The following is a 21118-nucleotide window of genomic DNA, read 5'->3' on the forward strand; positions in this document are numbered from 1 at the left end:
GCTCGGAACCGTCCACTCGGAACCGTCCACTCGGAACCGTCCGCTCGGAACCGTCCACTCGGAACCGTCCACCCGGAACCGTCCGTGCCCGCCGGGCGGTGCTCGGGGGCCGCGCCGGCCGCGTGGCGGTGCTCGGGGGCCGCGTGATGGCTGCGGGCCGGCCGCGTGGGGCGCGTCCGCACTCCCTGTTATTCTCCGAACTGCATGTTTACGCATGTATTTCGGGCCCGATGTGCTCGGTCCCGGTCCCGCCCGGACAGAGTCCGAAAGCGGCTGCGACAGTCCGAGAGCCGGACGCACAGCTCGGAGAGAAGGAAGAACGATGACCCGCACCATCCCCGCCGTCGACGCGTCGGGCACCGATGTAGGTGTGCTGTTGCCCGTGGCCGTTCACTTCGACGACATGGATCCGATGGGTCTGCTGCACAACAGCCGGTACGCGCTACTGGTCGAGCGGGCCTGGAGCACCTTCTGGCGGGACCGGGGCCAGGGCGGCAGGACCGGCCTCGACGGCGATGGCTTCAGCGTCCTCAAGGCGTTCGACATCACCTACGACCTGCCGGTGTCGGAACTCGGCGACTACGCCGTCCACTTCTGGACCGACCACCTGGGCAACACCTCACATACCGCGGGCTACCGGGTGTGCTCGGCCGACGGGACGACGACGTACGCACACGGCCGCCGCACCACCGTCCGCCTCGACCGGACCACCCTGAAGCCCACACCCTGGTCCGAGCGGGTCCGGGAGATCGCCCGGACCATCGGGCTCCCGCAGGACCGGTTCTGAAGCGGCCGTAGCGCGCCGATGGTGACAACGGCATGGCCCGTACGGACGTCCATGCCGACGGCGGAACGGGCCCTGACACCCATATCGACGGCGGAACGGCACTGATACCCGTGCCGACGCTAAGGACACCCGGGCGCCCATACGGACGGCGGGACACCCCCCCCAGACACCTATGCCGGCGCCTGGACACCCCCGCTCTCCGGACGACCGCGGTCGGCCGCCTGCCCTGCCCGTCAGCCCAGGCTCAGCAGTCCGGTGACGGCAATGTGCAGGGAGCGGCCGAGCCGTTCGGCGAAGTCCACCTTGGTGTCCGCGAGTTCCGGGTCCCGCTGGGCTTCGGCGACGGCCGCCGAGGGGCGGGCGAACGGCCAGAGCCCGGCCGTGCACACGACGGTCAGGGAGACCAGTTCGCGGGCCGTGGACGGGGTCAGTGCGGTGATGTGGCGCCGTAGCAGATCGGCCAGCATGCCCAGCAGCCGGCCGTGGGTGAGTTTGAACTCACGCGCCGATTCCGCGGAGATGTTCCGTTCGAGTTCGGACCCGAGCGCGCTGAGCAGGTCGCACAGCAGGGACCGGCCGGCGAGGGAGCGGGCCAGAGTGCTCACCACGGCCTCGGCCGACGCCGGCCCGGCCGCGTCGGCGGCCGCCAGGTCGGCGGACAACTCCTCGATCCACTGCGCGAGGGACCGGTTGAGCAGTTCGAAGAAGACCGCTTCCCTGGTCTCGAAGTAGCGCACGACGTTGGTCTTCGACAACCCGACCCGCCGGCTGAGTTCCCGCAGGCTGATCTCGCTGACCGGCATCTCGCCCAGGAGCTGCGTCGCGGCATCGAGGATGGCCTGCTTGCGGATCTCACGCTGCTCGGCGCTGCGCGCGCGCTGAAATCCGCTCGACCGGTCGTCTGTCATCGTGGCTTCCTCGGGAACCTTCCTCGCGGCCCGCGTCCGGCGCCGCCTGCGGTAACCCTAAGCCCCGCCGGTGCCGCCCCGGGGGGCGGCACCGGCGGAGTCAGAACCCGGACCCGTGCACCGGGTCCGGAGACGCGGGTCACACGGACTCGCTGACGTGGCGCCACTTGGCGTCCCCGGCGGCGAGCGTCTCGGCCACGAACTGGCCGACCCGGACGGCGTCCTTGCCGAGCAGCAGGCGCAGCGGCGGCTCCTCCGCCTCGGTGATGTCCAGGAGGATCTGTGCGACGCGCGCGGGGTCGCCCGGCTGGTTGCCGTCCGCCGCCCGCTGACGGGCGATGGCGGGTTCGATGACCTGCTGGTAGGGCTCGCTGACCGGCGGGGTGGCCATGGAGGAGCCGGCCCAGTTGGTGCGCATGGCGCCCGGTTCGGCGACGGTGATCTTGATGCCGAGGTGGGCCACTTCCTTGGCCAGGACCTCGGAGAAGCCGCCGACGGCCCACTTGGCCGCCTGGTAGGCGCCGAGGCCGGGGCCGCCCACGCGTCCGCCGACGGAGGAGATCTGGATGATGTGGCCGAAGCCCTGCTCGCGCAGGACGGGAAGGGCTGCGCGGGTGACGTTGACGACGCCGTAGAGGTTGGCGTCGATCTGGTCGCGGAAAGCCTGGTCGGCCATGTCCTCGATGGCGGCCATGTCGGCGTAGCCGGCGTTGTTGACGACCACGTCCAGGCGGCCGAACGCCTCGACGGCGGTTTGTACGGCCCGCCGTGCGGCCTCGGCGTCGGTCACGTCCAGGGTGACCAGCCGGATCCGGTCGCCGTACTTGTCGGCGAGGTCGCTCAGGGGTTCGGTGCGCCGGGCGGTGGCGACCAGGTTGTGGCCGGCCGCCAGGACGGCCTCGGCGACGGTGCGGCCCAGCCCGCGGGAGCTTCCGGTGATCAGCCAGGTCTTGCTCATGATGCTGCCTCTGTTTCTCTACAGGTTTGTTCGGATGTCCGTGGTCGGGACATCAGTGGGTTTCAGATGAGGAATCCGCCGTCGACGGCGAGGTGGGCGCCGCTGACGTAAGAGGCTTCGTCGGAGAGCAGGAAGGCGACGGCCTTCGCCACCTCCGTGCCGGTGCCGAGTCGACGGGCCGGGATGCGCTCGGCGATCTTCGCGACCTCCTCGGGGTTGCCCTGCTGGCGGGGCACCGGGATGACGCCGGGCTGGAGTTCGTTGATCCGGACGCCGTGCCGGGCCCACTCGGCGGCGGCGGTGCGGGTCAGTCCGCGCAGGCCGTGCTTGCTCGCGCTGTAGGCGGCGCGGGCGGCCAGTCCGCGGTCGGCGAAGACGCTGGAGATGTTGACGACGGCGCCGCCGCCGGCCTCCCGGATCGCCGGGATCTGGTACTTCATCCCGTAGAAGACACCGGAGAGGTTGATCCCGATGGTCTTGTTCCACTCCTCCTCGGGGAGGTCGGGCACCTCGTGGAAGGCGCCGGAGGTGCCCGCGTTGTTCACCGCCAGGTGCAGGGCGCCGAAGTGGCGGACGGTCTCGGCGACGGCGTGCTCCACGGCGCGCGGGTCGCTGACGTCGGCGGGCAGGACGAGGGCCTTGCCGCCCGCCTCGGTGATCTCGTCGGCGAGTTGGCGCAGCGCCGGCTCCTGACGGCTCACCAGGGCGACACCCGCCCCGCGTGCGGCGAGCAGCCGGGCGATGTCGGATCCGATGCCGCTGCCTGCGCCCGTGACGAAGGCGGTCCGGCCGGCGAACTGGTCGTCGTAATTCATCAGACGTGTTCCTCTTTCTGGATAGTCCAAAGGCGCCGGTGCTCAGGCATCGGAGCCGTCCGGGAGTTTGTTGAGAGCTCCGTACCGGCCGCCCTTGACCCCCGCGGGGTCGAACAGGGCGCTGAGGTGTGCCACGTCGTCGGCGCGGAGCCGGACCGAGGCGGCGGCGAAGTTCTCACGGACGTAGGTCATGCGCTTGGCGCCGGGGATGGGCACGATGTGGTGCGGCTGGGCCAGCAGCCAGGCGAGGGCGAGCTGGCCGGGGGTGTGGCCCCTGCTCGCGGCGAACTCCTCCAGCGCGTCGACGAGTTGCCGGTTGTGTGCGAAGTTGTCGCCCTGGAACTTGGGCAGCGTGGACCGGAAGTCGTCGAGGCCGAAGGAGGCACCCCGGCGGAAGGCACCGGTGAGCATGCCGCGTCCCAGCGGGCTGTAGGGCACCAGGGTGATGCCCAGACGCCGGCACTCCGGGAGCACTTCTGCCTCGACGCCGCGCTCCCACAGCGAGTACTCGCTCTGGAGGGCGGAGACCGGGTGGACCGCGTGGGCCCGCCGCAGGATCTCCGGGGTGACCTCACTCAGACCGATCGCCCGGACCTTGCCCTCGGCGACCAGCTCGGCCATGGCACCCACGGTGTCCTCGACCGGGACGGCCGGATCCAGCCGGTGGTAGTAGTACAGGTCGATCCGGTCCGTGCCGAGCCGCCGCAGGCTGGCCTCGCAGGCGGCCCTGACGTACTCGGGGCGGCCGTCGAAGTAGCTGCTGCCCTCGGGGGTGGCGCGCGCGGAGAACTTGGTCGCCACGACCGCCCGGTCCCGGCGTCCCCGCAGGGCGCGTCCGAGCAGTTCCTCGTTGTGGCCGAAGCCGGCCACCGGCCGGCCCGGAGTGGCGCTGCTCGCCCCGTAGTAGTCCGAGGTGTCGAACAACTCCACGCCCAGCTCGATCGCGTCCCGGACGGTGGCGACCGAGGCGTCCGGGTCCGCCGCGCCGTAGAACTGCGACATCCCCATGAGCCCCAGGCCGACGGGCCGCACCGAGATGCCGGAGCCGCCCAGCGGAGTCCGGGCCGCGTGTGTCGCGCCCGCACCCTGGAGCGCGGCCGAAGTGTCGTCGTACGACGCCATCACCTGCACCACTTCTCTCTTGTCTCGCGTGTCCCGCAGAACCCGATCAGCGGTTCTCTCTAAGAGGCCGCTGGAACCTTATGCACTTCACCATAAAGGTCCACTGGCCTCTTGTCGAAGGGGCGAGGCTTGGAGAGAGGGACGTCACACGTGGCCGCTGCCTGCGGTACCGTCCGGTCGGCGGGGGTCGGCACGTCCGGCGCTCGGGGCCGAGCCCTTCCGGGGCGGCGGGTCGATGCCGCCGTACCGCGGCCCGGGCGGCCCGCGGGCCCGGCAGGACGGTGGGCCGTCCTACGAGCGATGAGTGGCGGGCCGGCTGCTGACGGGACCGTTGCGTTGCTGCTGGAAACGCGCAGCTCAACTGCCACGCGCGGCTCCGGACAGCGACCCAAGCGACCGAGAGGCGGACACGGAGCGGCAGGCGGGGCAGAGGAAAAGCCCCCGACACATGACCGAAGGCACATGACCGAAGGCACGTGACCGAAGGCACGTGACCGAAGGGACGTGACCGAAGGGACGTGACCGAAGGCTCATGTCTGAGGGCACACGCCTGAGGGCACACGCCTGAAGGCGTACGTCTGGGAGCCCACATTTGGGGCTTACGCCTGCGGGCTCACATCTGCAGGCTCGCATCTGGGGCGCACGCCGGAAGGTTCATGCGTGAGAGTTGACGCCTGAGGGCTCGCTTCTGTCGTGGCCGGTGCACACGGTGCGTTGCTCATGTCCGGGACTTGAGTCGCTTCAGTCGCTGTTCTCCGCGAAAGGCGGTCATGAGCTGCGGAGACGTCAACGTGCGATGGTCGGGACCGCGTGCGGTTCAGTAGCCGATCGGCTCGTCCGGTCCGGGACGAGCCGCACGGCCAGGTTCCGGTGCGCCCGCCCGAAGGAGGGGGTGAGGTGTGCGCACCGGCCGTGGGCGGAGGGCCGGGCAGCCTCTTCACCGGCCGCGCGGCCGGCCGGGAGATTCTGCGCCGCGGAGGTGGCGACAGGTCCTCGGCGGCGTGGCCCTCGGCGGTCACACGTCCGCGGCGGACTCGTGCAGCACCGGCCACAGCTCGACCGGCTCCACATCGGCGAACGGCATGTCCGCGGCGATCGCTTGCGCCCGCTCCAGGCCGTCGCACTCCAGCAGGTAGAAGCTGGCCATGTACTCCTTGGTTTCCAGGTACGGGCCGTCGGTGACCGCCGGGACGCCGTCCTTGCGGCGCACGAGCTGGGCGTCGGCCGCGTCCGCCAGGCCGTAGGCGCCGAGGAGTTCACCGCTCTCGCGGTACTTCTTGTTGAACGCCTCCTGCTTGGCGATCGCCTCCGGCCATGCCTCGGCAGGGAAGGAGTCCCACTTGGCCTTGTTGCCGTAGATCATCGCGATGTACTTCATCTCGGGTGTCCCCTTGGTCCCGCGCACCCTGTTGGTGCGCTGTCACCCCTCAGTCGGAGCGGGAAACGGGTTCTCGACATTCGACGACGACTTTCTTCGAAACCTTATTCCGCGCCGCCGTCGACTGGCCCGAACGCGGGAGCGGGCATACAGCAGGGGCATGTCGGGCGAGGGTCCGTCCCATTCGGATGAAACAAACTATCTAGTTGAATTTACAACTACATTGCTGATTCGACGGCACACGTTGCCTGATCGGTCTCACGGGCGGCCCGGTGGCTGGTGGATTTCGCGCAGTTCTATCACTGCGGGAGGCGGGAGGGAGCCGGGGCGCTGGACCTGGAAAGCCTGGAAGAGATAGGCCAGCAGGCGCCGGGAGGCCGCGAGGGCAGCTTCTCTCGGTTGTCCGGCGAGGCCGCTGTTGGCGAGGAGCAGAAGGGTGATATCGGCGGGGTCGAAGTCGTCGCGCAGTTGTCCGGCCTCGCGGGCACGCTGGACCAGCCGCGCCAGACCCTCTTCGGCACAGTCGCGTTCCTGATCGTGATCAAGGGCGTCGGGGAACTGATCCCGGAATACGGAGGCGAAGCCGCGGTCGGTCACCTGCGTGGCGCACACCTTCTCCAGGAGTGCGTACAGGCCGTGTCCGGGGTCAGGGTCGGCCAGGGCCTCGTCGAAGGCGGCCGCGCACAGGGCGAGTTGCTCGGCGAAGGCCGCGGTGGCAAGCGCGGTGCGAGTGGGGAAGCGGCGGTAGAGGGTGGCCACGCCGACGCCGGCGCGGCGGGCGACGGTGCTCATGGGGGCGTCAATGCCCTGGGCCGCGAACACCTCGCGTGCGGCTTCGAGGATGCGTTCCCGGTTGCGCCGGGCATCGGCGCGCAGGCCCTCAGGGTCTGCGTCGCCGGGCACACCGCCGACGTGCCCGGACGGCTTGTGAGATGGCTGAGCAGGCAATGTTTCTCACTTCAAGCTAAATGGACGATGTCATCCACTTACGGGTCTAGCGTTGAGAGTACCAGCGGGCGCGCACAGCGCCTCCGCAGCTCCGACATGCGACACGGGACAAAAACATGAACGACATGCGCGCAGCCCTCTTCGACCGATTCGGCCCCCCGGGGGTCCTCTACGTGGGCAAGCGTCCGACGCCGGCCCCCGCGCCCGAGGAGGTGCTGGTGCGGGTGCATGTCGCCAGCGTCAATGGCGGCGAGCTGCTCGACCGGGCCGGGAAAACGCGCCTGGTGACTGGCCGCACCTTCCCCAAGACGAGCGGGATCGACTTCGCCGGCGAGGTCGCCGAAGTCGGTTCGTCGGTCACCGGAGTACGTGAAGGGGATCGGGTGTGGGGGCTGCTGGGGCGCAGGACGGGCAGCATGGCCGAGTACGTCGCCGTGCGCCCCCGGCAGATCGCCCCCGCTCCGGAGAATCTCACCCTGGTGCAGGCCATCTCACTGCTCGCCGGCGGGGCCACGGCGGTGACCGCCCTGCGTGAGAAGGCCGCCATCAAACCCGGTGAGCGACTCCTGGTGCGCGGGGGCAGCGGAGGCGTGGGCAGTGTCGTGGTGCAGATCGGCAAGCTTTTCGGTGCCCACGTCGTCGCTCTCGCGGGCGCGAAGAACCTCGACTTCGTCCGCGGCCTGGGCGCCGACGAAGCACTCGACTACCGCACGACCCGCCTGTCTGAGCTGGGTCGTTTCGACGTCGTCATCGACACCGCCGGCACCCAGCAGTCCCGCTTCCGCCGCCTGCTGGCACCCGGCGGGCGCATGGTCGCCGTCACCCTGGACTTCAACAGACCTCTCGCGAGCCTCGCTTCCGTCCTCGCCTCGACCGTCCACGGGAGCCGCCGCATCCGCGTCTTCAGCGGCAACCCCGACACCGAGCTGCTGGCCCAGATCACCCGTTACGCGGAGCGCGGCGACATCGTCCCCGTCGTGGACACCGTTCACCCTCTCGACCGGCTCGCCGATGCCCACCGGGCCCTGGAAGCCGGTGGCGTCCGCGGCAAGCACATCATCCAGATCGGGTGAGGGGGCGAACACCGCCACGGCCCCCGACTCCGCTACGTCGGCGACGGGCCGCAGCCGACTGGGTCCCGCCCGTCTCTGACACGGAGCGAGGCTCGGGGCTGAAATCGCCGATCACCTCACGCCCGGGCCGGTCAAGATGTGTGCCCGCAGGGACCACCGCCAGGTTCTGTACAACTGTCCATAATTTCTTGTACAGTTGTACAGGAAGTTGCGGCAAGTGGCCGCGGGCGAAGCTTGATTCGAGAGCAGGTGGGTTGCGATGCAGGTCGTTGCAGAGGTTCTGGTCGGTGCGCTTGCGGCGCTGCATGTGTACATCCTGGTGTTGGAGATGTTCCTCTGGCAGCGGCCCCGCGGCCGTGCGGCTTTCGGCATGGACGAGGAGACGGCCCGCAACACTGCGTCGATGGCCGCGAACCAGGGCCTGTACAACGGGTTCCTTGCGGCTGGTCTGATATGGGGTCTGCTTGCAGCCGACCCGGTGGACTTCCAGGCGCAGGTCTTCTTCGCGAGCTGTGTCGTGGTGGCCGGTGCCTATGGGGCGGCCAGCACGTCGAGCCGGAAGATTCTGCTTTCGCAGTTCGCTCCTGGAGTGCTGACCCTGGCCGCTGTGCTCCTCGCCGGATGAGCAGTGATCCGACGGCGGGGAAGGACCCGCGTACCGTACGGACCCGGGGACGGCTGCGTGATGCCTTGCTCGCCGAGTGCGCCGGCCGTCCGCTGGAAGAAGTGAGCGTCTCCTCGGTGGTCCGCCGTGCGGGAGTCGGCCGGGCCACCTTCTACCTGCACTACGAGGATCTCCAGGCGCTGGCCGTCGATGCCTGCGCGGAGGTGGTGCGAGACGCGGTGGAAGCGGTCCACGCTTTCGAGGGCCTTCCCGATCCGGCACTGCCCCCGTCCGCGCTTGCCGCGTTCTTCACCTCGGTGGCGGCCCACACCGACCTGTACAGGGGGCTGCTCCACACGGGCGGCAGCGGGCCCCTCGGCGAACTACTGCATCGCGAGCTCAGGACCCGCTCTCGGCTTGAGCGGGAGCGCGCCGGGGCGCCGCACTCCGACATGGCTGACTCAGCGGTCGCCGCCGTGTTCACCGGCGTGTTCGCCGACTGGATCCACGGGCTGATCAGCGCGGAGCCCGACGCCCTCTCCCGCCAGGTCTGGCGGCTGGTGATATCGATTCATCGGATCTTCGGTCCGCCGTCCCGGTAACCTCGGCGGAACCCGGTTGGCGAGCTGCCGTGAGCCAAGCGGGCGATCGAGGAGTGACTGGTGCCCACCGGCCTTCTGGCCGAGGGCCGGCGCAGGCGCCACGGCCGGCGAACGGTGTCTTGATCTCCGGCTCGGTCGGCTCGGCTTTCTCGGTGTGTCAGTGGGGTGTCAGCGACCGACGGGTCGGTTCAGTGACCGAGTCGCTGTGCCCAAGGGGCTTCCGTCTTCGCAGGTCAGTGCGTTGTCCCGCGGGAATCAGCGACTGAAGCGACCGAATTTCCGAATTGCCTGCGACGCGGGGTGTGTCGACGTCCGGCACATCCGCGCTCCGTGAAGGGGGCGCGGGGCTTGCGCATGCACATGAATGAGCGTCGTTGTGAACCCGTGCGTCGGGACGGTCCGTTCGCAACCGGATGCCGGGGAGAGGGGAGAGGCGCGATTCCCGACAGCGCGGCAATCCTCGCGCCACGCTGTCCGGTTCATCAACGTATGGCTTGGTACTGTCCGGTCTGTTGCCGCCTGGGTTGGTCTCCGGGAAACCGCTTCCCCGGGAGGGCCGCGAGAGGCCGCCTACAGCGGCAGCGTTATGCCGAGTTCCTGCATGGCGGAGGACGGCGGGCCACCCTCCGACCGTTCGGTCTTGTAGCCCTTCGTGCGGGCGGCGATGGTCCGCGGATCGACTGCCTCCGCAGGGGCGCCCTTCGCGTAGAGGCCCGTCGGCTCGGTGTCCCGGTCGTGCGGGAGCAGCCAGAAGACCCGTCGGCGGAACGTGCCGGAAGAACGCGACGGTCTGGCATCAGGACCGAGGAGGGCGTATCCCACCATCCGGCCGTCACGGTGGTACGCAGGCTTTCCGCGCCTGGTGGGAAGCCTGTCCAGACTCTGGCGTACGTAGTCGAGCGGTGCGATGTCCTCAAGCCACACGATGTCGATCTCGTGCGCGATCTCTTCCTCGACGATCAGGGAGCTCATGCCGTCGCCTCCGTCTCCTCGTCGGCGAGCAGTCCGATGCCTGGGTAATACTTGCGCTGATTGGACAGGATCATCTCCTTGGGCGAGGCCAGCCCCGCCAGCTCACGGGCGCGGGACGCGAAGGTGCGCGAAGACATGGCAGGTGCTCCTTCATTTTGACACCACGTCTTGTACGCCTTGTAGAGCCCCGTCTGCTCGGCCCGCAGATCCGGCCCCAACGCGCAGCACTCCTCGAAGAACCGGCCGGTGTGGTCCTCGGTCTCGGCGTAGGCCGTGGTGGCGATGCGGACCCGCTCCGGGCCGGTCAGGTCCCGGTCCCCGGCCAGGTAGCGGCGGGCCCCGTCGATGAGCCAGCCGAGGATGCCGGGGCCTTCCTCCGTGACGAGGATGTCGGCCAGGTTGTCGATCTTGCGATCGTCGGAGACGACCCGTTCGAAAGGGATCAGCCGCATGCGCCGCCAGAAGGCGAAGCCGCCCGTCCCGACCTCGGGCCGGTGGTTGCCGAGCAGCCACAGATGGTGGGTGGGCTGAAAGCTGAAGAAGTCCTGGCGCATCCGCCGGGCCTTGATGCGGTCGCCGCCCGTCAGCAGCTTGACCCTGGCCTCGTCGAACTTGTCACCGTGCTTCACCTCCGAGCACACGATCACGCGCCGCCCGTGCAGTTCGGCGAGATCGGTGGGATGTCCCTCGTAGGGCCGGGACATCAGGAAGCCGGGCGGCGCGGCGTCGGCGTAGTCGCCGAGCAGCTTCATGAGGACGTCCAGCAGGACGGACTTGCCGTTCTTTCCCGCGCCGAAGAGGAACGGCAGGACCTGCCCGCCCACGTCGCCGGTGATGGAGTAGCCGAGCAGCAGTTGGAGGAACGCGACCATCTCGGCGCCCTCGGCGTCGTCGCCGAAGGTGTCCGTCAGGAAGCGGTCCCACCTGGGTGTGGCCACGTGCTGCGGACCCACGGTCGTGGACCGCGAATGGAAGTCCTTGTTCGGATCCGGCACCTTGATCAGCCCGGTGCGCAGGTCGACGATGCCGTCGGGGGTGCACAGGGCGTAGGGATCGGCGTCCAGGCGGTTCGCGTTCAGCACCATGCCCGGGGCCGACTTGGCCTGGGTGAGCATGGCGTTTATACCGGTCGTGGACAGTGCCCGGCGCCGGTGCTGCTGGAGGGCCTGCGAGGTGAACAGGCCCCTCGCGTCATGACCGGCGATGTTCTCCGCCAGATCACCCGCCGCCCACAGGACCGTGTCGTCCTCGTCGATCTGCCACCTGGTGGTGTCCCAGCGGTACCAGCCGATACCCGGGACGTGCCGGTAGTCGTTCGCGTACAGCTTCACGAACAGCTTGGCGTTGCCGCGGTCGGTCAGAGTGTCGGGGAGCAGCCCCACCGCGGTCGCCTCGCCGACGGCGGCTCGCGTGGGGTCGGTCTGCGCCGGCAGCGGCAGGGGGCCGCCCTGGCTGCGGATCTGGGACGCGACGGCTGCGGGATCGAACTCGAAGAGAGTTTCATGGCGGGGCGAAGTCACAGTCGCCCTCCCGTGGCGTACAAAGGACGTTTCAGCCCGGCGGCGAGTCCGCTGCGGATGATCTGCTCGGCACGGCGCTCCTGTCCCGGCCGGACGGCGAAGGCGGTGCTTTTCAGGGCTTCTTCGGCTTCCTGTCGGGTGAGCCGTCCCGCGGCGATGAGCCCGCCGGCCGTGTAGGCGGCCCGGTTGAGGGCGTCCGAGAAACCGGCTCCTTCCAAGGACTCGCCGCACGCCTCGACCGGGGCCAGCAGCGCCGCCAGGAGAGAGCCCTCGCGGCTCTTGCCGCCCCCGGCCGCGAGCACCGCCTGCTGGGCCCGGGGCGGGACCGGGCGCGGAGCGGGAATGTTGGGCGCGGGCAGGTGGCCCGTGCGTTCCAGCTCCTGGCCGAGCCACATCGGCAGCGCGGCCGGCTCGCGGACCTCTCCTACGGGGGTGTAGGCGCCGTCCTGCGTCGTGGTGCCCGGGGCGATGATGTAGCCGCCGTGCGCACGGACGTCCACCTGCCAGGCGAGCGCCCGCCCGGCGCTGGAGCCGGCCGACGACTGCCAGCGGCGGTTGTCGATGGCCCGGTACCAGACGTGCAGCCCGCCGGACGGCGTTCGCACGCGCAGTGTCGAGGCGTCGTCCGCGGGGCTGGGCCGGCCGCGGAGGGCGGCCAGCACGGCCAGGGTGTGGAAGCCCGTCGCCAGACCCCTCAGGTCCACGTGTTCGGCAATGCGGATCCCCGGCAGGAGGCGGTCCCTTGAGGGGGGCTGGGTGAGGTGGGCGTCGATGTCGATGACGACCAGGTTGGCGGCTCCGCAGGCGACGCCCACGCCGAAGTCGGGATGTGCCCCCCACCACCGTTCGATCCTGCTCTGGTCGAGGGTGGCGGCGTGGAAGCCGTGGCACCACTTCCCGGCGGGCAGGCAGGGGCAGTCGGCCGGGGCGTGGGGGGAGGTCCGGCACTCGGCGCAGTTGGCCGCCGGGGTCTTCCTGCCGGGGGCGAGTGGATGCACCGGCCAGCCTCGGCGGGCGCACCAGCGGGCGGTTGCGATCGGAACAGCGACTGAACGCCCGGCGGCGGCAGGTTCGGGGCTGGGGTGGGGAAGATGCAGCTCAGCGGGCACCTTGTGTTCCCCTCTCAGCGACCGAAGCGACCGAACGACGGACACAGACTAGCGAACACGGCTTGCGGGGCCACGGAGCCCATGCCAAAAAATCCACACCCGTGTCGATCGCTGTCCGCGGGGGCGGGCCGCAGCGACCGAAGCAGGTCGGCAGCGACCAAAGCCCTTTCGGTCACTGGTCCGCCGGCAAGGGAAAAGTCCCAGGTCAGATAATGTCCGGGAGTCAAAACAGCGACTGAAGCGACTGAAGCTCCCTATATATGACGCACACGCGCACACATGAATGCCTTCATATATTCGAAACTTGAGTCGCTTCAGTCGCTGATGCCCTCTCATCATCCCTTTGACCTGCATCTTTACGGCCTTGGCACAAGCGACTGAACCGAACCACAGTCGCTGTTCCTCAGTCGCTGCTCAGCAGTCACTGTTCTTCGGTCGCTGTTCTCCGGCCGCCGGGACGGGGAGGCGCAGCGACCGAAGCGACGGACACCCCGCCTCGCAGGCCGCTCACCAGCGACGGCGCGAGCAAGGAGCCCGCTGAGTCGCTTCAGTCGCTTCGGTCGCTCAGCCGCTGTGTCCGCCGAGACGCCGAGTGCCGAGATGCTGTGGGCGGGCGTCGGCGGCGGCTCCGCCCAGGCGTGCGACATGCCGTGCGTTGCCATGGGCTTCCACTGTTGAAGGCGCTGCATCGGATGCTGTCAGGCCGGTGGCGTCCCGGCAGGCTCGACTCCGGCTCGCCAACGGTTGACATGGAGCGCGCTCCAACTGATGGGATCCTCGCCACGACCAAGGACTGAGGGGGCTGGCCATGCGTTACCGGGTGCTCGGCGGGACCGGCATCGAAGTGAGTGCGTACTGCCTCGGGACCATGATGTTCGGCGCTGTCGGCAATCCTGATCACGACGACTGCGTCCGCATCGTCCACGCGGCCCTCGACCGAGGGATCAACTTCGTCGACACGGCCGACATGTACTCGGCGGGCGAATCCGAGGAAATCGTCGGCAAGGCGCTCCAAGGCCGCCGCGACGGGGTGGTGCTGGCCACCAAGGTTCACTTCCGCATGGGCGATGGCCCCAACCGCAGCGGCAACTCACGCCGCTGGATCATCAAGGAGGTCGAAGAGAGCCTCAGGCGCCTGCGGACGGACTGGATCGATATCTACCAGGTCCACCGCCCCGACCATACGACGGACATCGAGGAGACGCTCTCCGCCCTGAGCGACCTCGTCCACCAGGGCAAGATCCGTGCCTTCGGCTGTTCCACCTTCCCGGCCGAGGAGATCGTCGAGGCGCACCATGTCTCCGAGCGGCGGGCCCTGCTGCGGTTCAGGACGGAGCAGCCGCCGTACTCGCTGCTTGCCCGGGGGGTGGAGACGTCCGTGCTCCCGGTCTGCCGACGTTACGGGATGGGGGTGCTGACGTGGAGTCCGCTCGCCTCGGGCTTCCTGTCCGGGGCATACCGCAAGGGCCGGCCCGTCGACCTGTCCACGGGCCGTGCGGCGCTCACCCCGGCGCGCTTCGATCCGTCGATCCCCGAGAACGTCGCCAAGCTGGAAACGGTGGAAAAGCTCGCGCTGCTCGCGGACAGCATGGGCTGCTCGCTTCCCCAACTCGCCGTGGCTTTCCCCCTCGCACACCCCGCAGTCACCTCGGTCATCATCGGCCCGCGGACCACGGAGCAGCTGGAGGGCACGTTGAAGGGCGGCGCACTCACCCTGGACGACGACACGCTCGACCAGATCGACGGCATCGTGCCGCCAGGATCCAACCAGTACCACCCCGACGGGGCCTGGCGCGCCCCCGCGCTCGTCGACGTCGCCCGGCGGCGCCGGCCGCTCGCGGAGCGTGCAGCGGGCTGACCCCCGGCCCAGCTGGGAACAGGCGGGCTCCGGCCGCTCGGTACAGCCGGCCTGACGCCCTGTCCCCGGCCGGACGGAACGCGCAGCTTCGCGGCCCAGGGTGTGTTTCGGAAGTCCCGTCGGGCCGCGACGCTCCCCCGGCCTGGCGGCTGGGAGGTGTCCCCAGGCGCGGCACCTCGCCGCGTTGTCGGGGTCCTCCACGTACGCCCAGTACGAGGACGATCCTCCGCCTTGCGATGCGCGGCACCAGACGCCGCGACCTGATCCGACGCTACTTTCGAAACACGTCCTACGCCGCTGACTGTGCGCTGTAGTACCGCACTTCGCCGGCCCCTAAGCCTCTGGCGCAGGACCTGGCAGCGCCGGCGTGTCAGCTTGCATGCCGTCGAAGACGAGACGTAGGTAGCGTCGCCAAAGGTGCGGTTGGGTCGACAGCAGGGGCGATGCGGTCTGGAAGATCCCGCTCATGAGCAGCATGACGTCCTGCCCGGTGACGTCCTGCCGAATGGCGCCGTGCGCGCGGGCGCGGTCGGTCAGTGCGGCAGTGATCGCGTCGAGTGCCGCACGGCCGCTGCGTACGTCCGGGTGATCACTGGCTTCCCCGTGGGCGACCTGGCAGAAGGCGCGGTCCCTGATCTGGAGCTCGATGGCGGCGCTCATGAACTTCAGCAGCGCGTTGGCCGGAGCCTCGGTTTGCGCCAGCCGCTCGCCGATCGCCACGAGTGAGGACTGGTTCGCGGAGACGATGGCGGCCAGGAGATCTTCTTTCGTGCTGAAGTGTCGGAACACGGTCCCTTTGCCGATGCCCGCTCGCTCCGCGATCTCCGAGATGGACGCCTCGACGCCTTGCTCGGCGAAGGTTGCAGCGGCTGCTTCAACCAGGAGCTTCCTCGTCCGTACCGCATCGCTGCGCATCGGCTTCGCCACTGCCGGGTCCATCGAATGGCGTCCTCTCTTCGAACGACTAATTTTCCTCTAAACGGACTAATGGGTCACGCTTTCGGTTGCGGGCGTAACTGTCGGTGACGCCGGCCCGTCCCGGCGGCCCCGACCCGATCCGATTCTACGGCCAATCTGACCGGCTGGTCCGCTTGTGGTCCAGCTAACATGACCGGCCGGTCCGGATGTGCGTATAGTCGAATATGACCGGGCGGTCCGCTTGCGGCCGTCGGACGTCACCGCCTCTCAGTACCTTCGCGAGAAAGCAACAGGATCATGACTGACAACAGCGTCGGCCGCTCGGCGGCACCGTTCACGATCGACGTGGCACAGGACGTACTGGACGACCTCAAGGCACGCCTGAAGGCCACCCGCTTCGCTGAGGACCTCGACAACGAGGACGAGTACTACGGCCTGAGCACGGCCTACCTCAAGCCGCTGGTCGAGTACTGGGCCGACGGTTTCGACTGGCGTGCGGCAGAAAAGCGCCTGAACTCCTACCCCCAGTTCAAGGTGGAGATCAACGGCATACCCGTCCACTTCATCCGCAAGGCCGGCAAGGGCCCCAACCCCACCCCGCTGCTGGTCCTGCACGGCTGGCCCTGGCCGGGGGAGTTCAGCTACCCCGTCATCGACCCGCTGACCGATCCCGCTGCCTTCGGCGGCGACCCGGCCGACTCCTTCGACGTCATCGTGCCGACCCTTCCCGGCTTCACCTGGTCCACCCCAGCCGGCGGAGACCTGAACTACTGGAAGATCGCCGACATCCTCAACACCCTGATGACCGAGGTGCTGGGCTACGGCAAATACGGGTCCGTGGGCAGCGACTACGGCGCCCTGGTCAACAGCGCCCTGGGCCACAAGTACGCCGAGAACATCATCGGCCTGCACTACGGCCACGACCTTCCTCCCGGCATGTTCCAGCACGACCGCTTCTGGGACCTCACCGGCGGGGCGCCGATCCCCGGGGACGCCTCGCCCGAGCTGCGCGAAGACATCCTGAAGATGCACTCCACGTACGCCTCCCACGTCGCTGTCCACATGCTCGACGGGCAGACCCTCACGCACGGGCTGAACGACTCCCCGGCCGCCCTGCTCGCCTGGCTGGTGCAGCGGTGGAAGAAGTGGAGCGACAAGAACGGCGACTTCGAGCGGGCCTTCTCCCGCGACTTCATCCTCACCCAGGCCACCGCGTTCTGGGTCACGCAGTCGATCGGTTCCTCGATCCGCATGTACCGCAATGCGGTGCGCTACCCGTGGGTGCCGGTGCACGACCGGCAGCCGATGGTCGAGCCCCCGGCCGGCTTCACCTTCCTGCTCGGCGACGTCTACCCGCCCGGGGTGCGCACTCCCGAGGAGCGCATCACCGCCTTCGAACACGGTCCCACTCGCGGCTTCTTCAACCCCGTCTACGTCAACGCCCACCACAAGGGCGGCCACTTCGTGCACTACGAGAACCCCGCAGCTCTCGTCGGCGATGTCCGGGAGACCTTCCGTCGACTGCGCTGAGCACAGGCGTGGTCGGGGCCGTCCGCGATCGAAGCCGGCAGGGATCCTGTCGAAGGCGTCCGCGGCAGTCAGGTTCGCCACCGGACCGGGCCCCGGAAGCCGGCCGGCGCGCTCCCCTTGCGAGCGAAGTGCCAGGCATCACCCGCTCGGGTCGTGCGGCAGGCCGAGTTCAGCAGGGCTACTGCGCTGACGGGGGGTGGTGATTCGAGCACCTCCGCCAAACGGCACGGAGCCTTGCACCTTGCACACTGCCGATCCCCCGCGCGGCAGCCGTCGCACCGCAGAGATCTCATCGACTGACGTATCAAAAAGGGAGCGATTCGTGTCAGACACCAACGTGGAAGGCCGCAAGACCGGACTGGTCTTCGGCGGCTCCAGGGGTATCGGCGCCGCGGCGACGGGCGCGAGCATCACCATCGACGGCGGCACCACGCTCTGAGTCTGTCGGGATGCCCCATTGCACCTGACGGCCGGCCACAGCGCCTGGACGACGCTGGTCCACACATACAAGGAGGAGACATGTCGAAGCTGCGCTTCGATGGGAAGACGGTTGTTGTCACCGGCGCCGGGCGTGGCCTCGGTCACGCCCACACCGTCATGTTCGCGGCTCGCGGCGCCAACGTCGTCGTGAACGACCTGGCGGGTGCGGATCAAGCCGCCGAGGGGATCAGTGCAACCGGCGCGCAGGCGGTAGCGGACGGCCACGACATTTCGACGCCGGAAGGTGCAGCGGGTCTTGCCCGCACTGCCTTCGATGCGTTCGGTTCCGTTGATGTCCTGGTGAACAACGCCGGGGTAGGCCGCTTCGCCCCCTTCGCCGAGGAGAAGCAAGCGGACTTCGACCTCATCATGAAGGTCAATGTAGCGGGCATCTACCACGTCACGCGCGCCTTCTGGCCGCACTTCGTCGCCCGCGGACAGGGACGGGTGGTCAACACCACTTCGCCCGCCGGAATGCTCGGAAACGCCGGCCAGGCCGCGTATTCGATGAGCAAGGGCGCGATCTACGCATTGACCCGTTCGCTCGCGGTCGAAGGCGCCGAGCACAACATCTCCGTCAGCGCCATCGCGCCCGGTGCCTTCACCGACATGGCCGCTCAATCCCTCACCGGCCACGACGCAACCCTCGCACGCCTGAGAGAGGAGATGCCCTCGGAACTGGTTTCTCCCGTCGTCCTGTACCTCGCGCACGAGACCAGCCCCGCAAGCGGGATCACGCTCGACGCGGGCGGCGGCCGAGTAGGTGCCTTCTTCACGGGCTCCACCCTCGGCATCGTCGACCGGGCCCTGACCCCCGAAGTGGTCGCCGCGCGCTGGGACGAGATCATCGACCGCACCGGCTACGAGGTACTCCCCGACGGCAACAGCCTCATCGCCCTGCGGCGACCGGCAAAGGACTGACCCCGCACGGACGGCAGCTGGTTGTATTGACCTGACGCGTTGTTCACACGGCTGATCGGTGGGTGGCCGCCGAGTGCGGCGCGGCGGAGGAAGCCTGCGCAGGTGTCGGCCTTCTCATCCGGGTGGATCTCGCTGTGGGCGAGGCGGCTGTGATCGTCGACGGCGGAATGGACGTAGTCGAAGCCCATGCTGTTGCGCCGGGCACGGCCGGCCTGGCGGCCCAGGACCTTGTGACCGCCGCCGTCCGGGGATTAGGCCGAGATTCCTGACGTCGACGTGGACCAGCTCGCCTGGGCGGTCGCGTTCGTAACGGCGGATGGTCTCACCAGTGGGCCGGTCAAGGTGAGCCAGGCGATTGAGACCATGCCGGACCAGGATGCGGTGCACAGTCGAGACGGGCAGGCTCAGGACGGGGCCGATGCGGGCCGGGCCGAGCTTGCGGGCCTGGCGCAGTTGGCACACACGCGGCCCTCCACCATCGCGGGCGTGCGGTGGGGTGTTGTCCTCGGCCGGCTGGAGCGGTCGCCGAGACCCGGCTCGCCCGCTGTCCGCCAGCGGCGGACCCACTTGTGAGCCGTGCCCCGCGAGACGCCCATCTCCGCCGCGACCTGCGCGACCGGGCGACCTGCGCAGACACGTTCAGCCAGAAGCCGCCCGCCGCGCAGAAGATCAGCGCCACCACCATCACGGCACTGAACAGGGCCAACCAGGGTGCGAACAAGAGCCGTTGAAGCAACTGCGCCTGAGCCTTCCATACGTCCTGCCAGCCACCGAACACGGCCAGCAGCAGCCCCGACATGACGAGGGCCACCCAGGCCCGCACCCGCTGCACCCGGACCACCTCGGGATCCTCGACCTGCCCTTCCGGGTGTACGGGGAAGACTCGGCGTGCCATACGGCGTGCCGTACGGGCCAGTTGGTAACCGACCAGCAGCGGCACGGTCAGCCACCACAGGCACGGGAGGAGCAGCACCAGCAACACCCCGGGGGTCACCTGCTCCCGCCGCCCCCGTAACACTTCACCCAAGCGCAGGGCAGCCGCGGCCTGAGAAGCGAACTGGGCTCGAACCTCACGGCAGAAGTGGAATGTCATACACGCGCACACACAACACGCCCACACCCATACGCGCGCGTGTATTGCGCGGGCGTGCGCAGGTTGCTCCGTCCGGCCATGGACGGAACGTACGACGATGTCGGCGCGGGCGAGGGCAACAGCGGGGTCCCGGCCGGACGGTCATGGCTGACGGCGGGCTTGCCCCTCGCCGGCACGGTGTGCGACGGCCGGACACGGTCTCCCGTTCCGCCCGGCGCCGGACCGAACCGCGGCGCAACGCCGGAACGCACCCCGTCCGATGAGGCTCTTTCACGGTGGGCGAGAGCCATCTTCGACATGCTCACCGACGCTCGATTACGATCGACGGCATGCCAGGGAAGACTTCGGGGAAGAGCACCGCCGCGCAGCGGAACGAGTCGGCCATGGCGGCGAGCGTGCCACGTCGCAGCACCGCCCGGCGGACCCTCGTCACCCGAGACCTGCTGGAGAAGGCCACGTGTCTGTTCGCGGAGCAGGGGTACGAGAACACCACGCTCCAGGATGTGGCGCAGGCGGTCGGGGTGTCCCGTACCGCGCTCTACCACTACGTGACCAGCAAGGAAGATCTGCTGGCCATGCTGGTCGAACAGATGAGCCTGGGGCTTGCCGACACCGTGGGCAAGCTCCGCGACCGTACGGACCTCACGGCCGAGGGCAAGCTCCGGGAGCTGACCGACATGCTGGTCCGGCAGCGGGCCGAATCGCCGCACCAGTTCCGGGTGCATGACCAGACCGAGTCAGCCCTGTCCGAGCCGCTGCGGACTCAGCATCGGCAGGCTCGCCAGGAAGTCCTGGCCGCGCTCACCGCGGTGCTTGAGGAAGGCATCGAACAGGGCGAGTTCAAGCCGCTCGACGCGCGCGTGGCGGCGTTCAGCGTTCTCGGCATGTGCAACTGGGTGGCCTGGTGGTACCACCCGGGTCCCGACTACGACATCGACGCGGTGGCACGGCAGATCAGTCAGGCAGCCGTCGACATGGTGGCCGCCGGCGACGGGGCCCGCGGGCCGGTCGACTCGGCCAGGTCGGCGCTGGCCATGGCACGTTCCAGTCTCGACGTACTCGAACGCCTCCTGCCAGGCGATCACTTCGCGGCCTCCTGAGTCCCGTCAAGCCTGCGTCCCGTCTACCGCGATCTCTGTCTGCTGCTTCCCGTCAACGGGAGTTCTCCCTGCCAAAGCGGGTCTTCAAAGTCGAGCGGTGCGAAGGTGCCCTCGGGCTCGGTGGGTGGTGACGTAGCGTGTGCGTAGGCGTTGGTTGTCGGCGTTGCGGAGATCTGCCCACTCCAACTTCCTTTTCCCGTAGGGCAGGTCACGCGGCCGGGTCACCGCCGGTCCCTTCACCCGGGAGGCGAAGACCCCGCAGGACGGGCAGGCCCGCAACCGCCTCGTCCGCCGTGATCAGGTGCGCCCGACGTGTTCCGTCGGCCAGTGACTCGACCCGCACGACGGACACCCCGTCGAGGCCGAGCAGCAACGTCGTGTCGTTGACCAAGCTCGTGGCTCCCCAGTGATCCTTCTGCGTG

The 21118-nt window shown here is 69.0% G+C and carries 20 protein-coding genes and 1 pseudogene; 9 read left to right on the forward strand and 12 right to left on the reverse strand.

Features of this window, described 5'->3' with window-relative positions:
• Nucleotides 1-322: 322 nt before the first annotated feature.
• The gene (locus tag ACFYPJ_RS25340) at nt 323-787 is read left to right on the forward strand and encodes an acyl-CoA thioesterase (protein ID WP_389021409.1); all 465 of its coding nucleotides are present in this window, start codon (nt 323-325) and stop codon (nt 785-787) included.
• Between the two features lie 233 nt (nt 788-1020).
• Here ACFYPJ_RS25340 and ACFYPJ_RS25345 read toward each other — a convergent pair whose 3' ends face one another.
• The 6 genes from ACFYPJ_RS25345 to ACFYPJ_RS25370 all read right to left on the reverse strand — a co-directional run bounded on the left by ACFYPJ_RS25345 (nt 1021) and on the right by ACFYPJ_RS25370 (nt 6916).
• Entirely contained in the window at nt 1021-1695 is a 675-nt protein-coding gene (locus ACFYPJ_RS25345; RefSeq protein ID WP_389021411.1) for a TetR/AcrR family transcriptional regulator, read from the reverse strand.
• A gap of 139 nt (nt 1696-1834) precedes the next feature.
• Nucleotides 1835-2653 carry an SDR family NAD(P)-dependent oxidoreductase gene (locus ACFYPJ_RS25350; protein WP_389021413.1) on the reverse strand — a complete coding sequence of 273 codons (819 nt, stop codon included), beginning with the start codon at nt 2651-2653 and terminating at the stop codon, nt 1835-1837.
• A gap of 62 nt (nt 2654-2715) precedes the next feature.
• Entirely contained in the window at nt 2716-3468 is a 753-nt protein-coding gene (locus ACFYPJ_RS25355; protein WP_389021416.1) for an SDR family NAD(P)-dependent oxidoreductase, read from the reverse strand.
• 42 nt (nt 3469-3510) lie between these two features.
• Nucleotides 3511-4590, reverse strand: a complete 1080-nt coding sequence (locus tag ACFYPJ_RS25360; RefSeq protein ID WP_389021419.1) for an aldo/keto reductase — start codon at nt 4588-4590, stop codon at nt 3511-3513.
• 1015 nt (nt 4591-5605) lie between these two features.
• Entirely contained in the window at nt 5606-5968 is a 363-nt protein-coding gene (locus tag ACFYPJ_RS25365) for a YciI family protein (RefSeq protein WP_389021422.1), read from the reverse strand.
• A 258-nt stretch (nt 5969-6226) separates the two neighbouring features.
• Nucleotides 6227-6916 carry a TetR/AcrR family transcriptional regulator gene (locus ACFYPJ_RS25370; RefSeq protein WP_389021425.1) on the reverse strand — a complete coding sequence of 230 codons (690 nt, stop codon included), beginning with the start codon at nt 6914-6916 and terminating at the stop codon, nt 6227-6229.
• A gap of 116 nt (nt 6917-7032) precedes the next feature.
• Between ACFYPJ_RS25370 and ACFYPJ_RS25375 the strand changes: the two genes are divergently transcribed.
• The 3 genes from ACFYPJ_RS25375 to ACFYPJ_RS25385 all read left to right on the forward strand — a co-directional run bounded on the left by ACFYPJ_RS25375 (nt 7033) and on the right by ACFYPJ_RS25385 (nt 9195).
• The gene (locus ACFYPJ_RS25375) at nt 7033-7989 is read left to right on the forward strand and encodes an NAD(P)-dependent alcohol dehydrogenase (RefSeq protein ID WP_389021427.1); all 957 of its coding nucleotides are present in this window, start codon (nt 7033-7035) and stop codon (nt 7987-7989) included.
• Nucleotides 7990-8248: 259 nt separating this feature from the next.
• Entirely contained in the window at nt 8249-8614 is a 366-nt protein-coding gene (locus ACFYPJ_RS25380) for a DUF1304 domain-containing protein (protein WP_389021430.1), read from the forward strand.
• Entirely contained in the window at nt 8611-9195 is a 585-nt protein-coding gene (locus ACFYPJ_RS25385; RefSeq protein ID WP_389021433.1) for a TetR/AcrR family transcriptional regulator, read from the forward strand. Before ACFYPJ_RS25380 ends, ACFYPJ_RS25385 begins: the two co-directional genes overlap by 4 nt.
• Before the next feature lie 570 nt (nt 9196-9765).
• Here the strand turns inward: ACFYPJ_RS25385 and ACFYPJ_RS25390 are convergent.
• The 3 genes from ACFYPJ_RS25390 to ACFYPJ_RS25400 are packed head-to-tail and all read right to left on the reverse strand — an operon-like array spanning nt 9766 to nt 12685.
• Nucleotides 9766-10167 carry a DUF6009 family protein gene (locus ACFYPJ_RS25390; protein WP_389021435.1) on the reverse strand — a complete coding sequence of 134 codons (402 nt, stop codon included), beginning with the start codon at nt 10165-10167 and terminating at the stop codon, nt 9766-9768.
• A complete protein-coding gene (locus ACFYPJ_RS25395) occupies nt 10164-11687 on the reverse strand; it encodes a phage/plasmid primase, P4 family (protein WP_389021438.1) in 1524 nt (507 codons plus the stop codon). The genes ACFYPJ_RS25390 and ACFYPJ_RS25395 overlap by 4 nt, the downstream gene beginning before the upstream one ends.
• A complete protein-coding gene (locus tag ACFYPJ_RS25400) occupies nt 11684-12685 on the reverse strand; it encodes a bifunctional DNA primase/polymerase (protein ID WP_389021440.1) in 1002 nt (333 codons plus the stop codon). The genes ACFYPJ_RS25395 and ACFYPJ_RS25400 overlap by 4 nt, the downstream gene beginning before the upstream one ends.
• A 919-nt stretch (nt 12686-13604) precedes the next feature.
• On the opposite strand from ACFYPJ_RS25400, the gene ACFYPJ_RS25405 reads away from it, so the two are divergent.
• Nucleotides 13605-14654 carry an aldo/keto reductase gene (locus ACFYPJ_RS25405; RefSeq protein WP_389021443.1) on the forward strand — a complete coding sequence of 350 codons (1050 nt, stop codon included), beginning with the start codon at nt 13605-13607 and terminating at the stop codon, nt 14652-14654.
• Nucleotides 14655-14987: 333 nt separating this feature from the next.
• Here ACFYPJ_RS25405 and ACFYPJ_RS25410 read toward each other — a convergent pair whose 3' ends face one another.
• Entirely contained in the window at nt 14988-15593 is a 606-nt protein-coding gene (locus ACFYPJ_RS25410) for a TetR family transcriptional regulator (protein ID WP_389021446.1), read from the reverse strand.
• A gap of 276 nt (nt 15594-15869) precedes the next feature.
• On the opposite strand from ACFYPJ_RS25410, the gene ACFYPJ_RS25415 reads away from it, so the two are divergent.
• Together ACFYPJ_RS25415 and ACFYPJ_RS25420 are read left to right on the forward strand one after the other, a co-directional pair.
• On the forward strand, nt 15870-17102 hold the full coding sequence (locus ACFYPJ_RS25415) for an epoxide hydrolase family protein (RefSeq protein WP_389021449.1): 1233 nt from the start codon (nt 15870-15872) through the stop codon (nt 17100-17102).
• A gap of 519 nt (nt 17103-17621) precedes the next feature.
• On the forward strand, nt 17622-18503 hold the full coding sequence (locus ACFYPJ_RS25420) for an SDR family NAD(P)-dependent oxidoreductase (protein ID WP_389021452.1): 882 nt from the start codon (nt 17622-17624) through the stop codon (nt 18501-18503).
• 77 nt (nt 18504-18580) lie between these two features.
• Here the strand turns inward: ACFYPJ_RS25420 and ACFYPJ_RS25425 are convergent.
• Nucleotides 18581-19150: pseudogene (locus ACFYPJ_RS25425) on the reverse strand (helix-turn-helix domain-containing protein); the annotation flags it as partial.
• Here ACFYPJ_RS25425 and ACFYPJ_RS25430 point away from each other — a divergent pair.
• Nucleotides 19073-19234: a hypothetical protein gene (locus tag ACFYPJ_RS25430; RefSeq protein WP_389021581.1), complete on the forward strand. Its 162-nt coding sequence runs from the start codon at nt 19073-19075 to the stop codon at nt 19232-19234. The pseudogene ACFYPJ_RS25425 and the gene ACFYPJ_RS25430 overlap by 78 nt on opposite strands.
• A gap of 691 nt (nt 19235-19925) precedes the next feature.
• Complete coding sequence (locus ACFYPJ_RS25435) at nt 19926-20696, forward strand: TetR/AcrR family transcriptional regulator (protein WP_389021454.1); 771 nt, start codon at nt 19926-19928, stop codon at nt 20694-20696.
• A 208-nt stretch (nt 20697-20904) separates the two neighbouring features.
• Here ACFYPJ_RS25435 and ACFYPJ_RS25440 read toward each other — a convergent pair whose 3' ends face one another.
• Entirely contained in the window at nt 20905-21087 is a 183-nt protein-coding gene (locus ACFYPJ_RS25440; RefSeq protein WP_389021457.1) for a hypothetical protein, read from the reverse strand.
• Nucleotides 21088-21118 lie beyond the last annotated feature (31 nt).

Source organism: Streptomyces sp. NPDC006012 (genome assembly GCF_042871185.1).
In the GTDB taxonomy this organism is placed as follows: domain Bacteria; phylum Actinomycetota; class Actinomycetes; order Streptomycetales; family Streptomycetaceae; genus Streptomyces.

What these genes read in the sequence shown, in the direction of transcription:
- ACFYPJ_RS25355 (WP_389021416.1), bottom strand. Translation starts at nt 3,468, where the DNA reads ATGAATTACGACGACCAGTTCGCCGGCCGGACCGCCTTCGTCACGGGC.
- ACFYPJ_RS25350 (WP_389021413.1), bottom strand. Translation starts at nt 2,653, where the DNA reads ATGAGCAAGACCTGGCTGATCACCGGAAGCTCCCGCGGGCTGGGCCGC.
- ACFYPJ_RS25405 (WP_389021443.1), top strand. Translation starts at nt 13,605, where the DNA reads ATGCGTTACCGGGTGCTCGGCGGGACCGGCATCGAAGTGAGTGCGTAC.
- ACFYPJ_RS25345 (WP_389021411.1), bottom strand. Translation starts at nt 1,695, where the DNA reads ATGACAGACGACCGGTCGAGCGGATTTCAGCGCGCGCGCAGCGCCGAG.
- ACFYPJ_RS25375 (WP_389021427.1), top strand. Translation starts at nt 7,033, where the DNA reads ATGAACGACATGCGCGCAGCCCTCTTCGACCGATTCGGCCCCCCGGGG.
- ACFYPJ_RS25435 (WP_389021454.1), top strand. Translation starts at nt 19,926, where the DNA reads ATGCCAGGGAAGACTTCGGGGAAGAGCACCGCCGCGCAGCGGAACGAG.
- ACFYPJ_RS25420 (WP_389021452.1), top strand. Translation starts at nt 17,622, where the DNA reads ATGTCGAAGCTGCGCTTCGATGGGAAGACGGTTGTTGTCACCGGCGCC.
- ACFYPJ_RS25385 (WP_389021433.1), top strand. Translation starts at nt 8,611, where the DNA reads ATGAGCAGTGATCCGACGGCGGGGAAGGACCCGCGTACCGTACGGACC.
- ACFYPJ_RS25410 (WP_389021446.1), bottom strand. Translation starts at nt 15,593, where the DNA reads ATGGACCCGGCAGTGGCGAAGCCGATGCGCAGCGATGCGGTACGGACG.
- ACFYPJ_RS25380 (WP_389021430.1), top strand. Translation starts at nt 8,249, where the DNA reads ATGCAGGTCGTTGCAGAGGTTCTGGTCGGTGCGCTTGCGGCGCTGCAT.
- ACFYPJ_RS25340 (WP_389021409.1), top strand. Translation starts at nt 323, where the DNA reads ATGACCCGCACCATCCCCGCCGTCGACGCGTCGGGCACCGATGTAGGT.
- ACFYPJ_RS25360 (WP_389021419.1), bottom strand. Translation starts at nt 4,590, where the DNA reads ATGGCGTCGTACGACGACACTTCGGCCGCGCTCCAGGGTGCGGGCGCG.
- ACFYPJ_RS25415 (WP_389021449.1), top strand. Translation starts at nt 15,870, where the DNA reads ATGACTGACAACAGCGTCGGCCGCTCGGCGGCACCGTTCACGATCGAC.
- ACFYPJ_RS25390 (WP_389021435.1), bottom strand. Translation starts at nt 10,167, where the DNA reads ATGAGCTCCCTGATCGTCGAGGAAGAGATCGCGCACGAGATCGACATC.
- ACFYPJ_RS25365 (WP_389021422.1), bottom strand. Translation starts at nt 5,968, where the DNA reads ATGAAGTACATCGCGATGATCTACGGCAACAAGGCCAAGTGGGACTCC.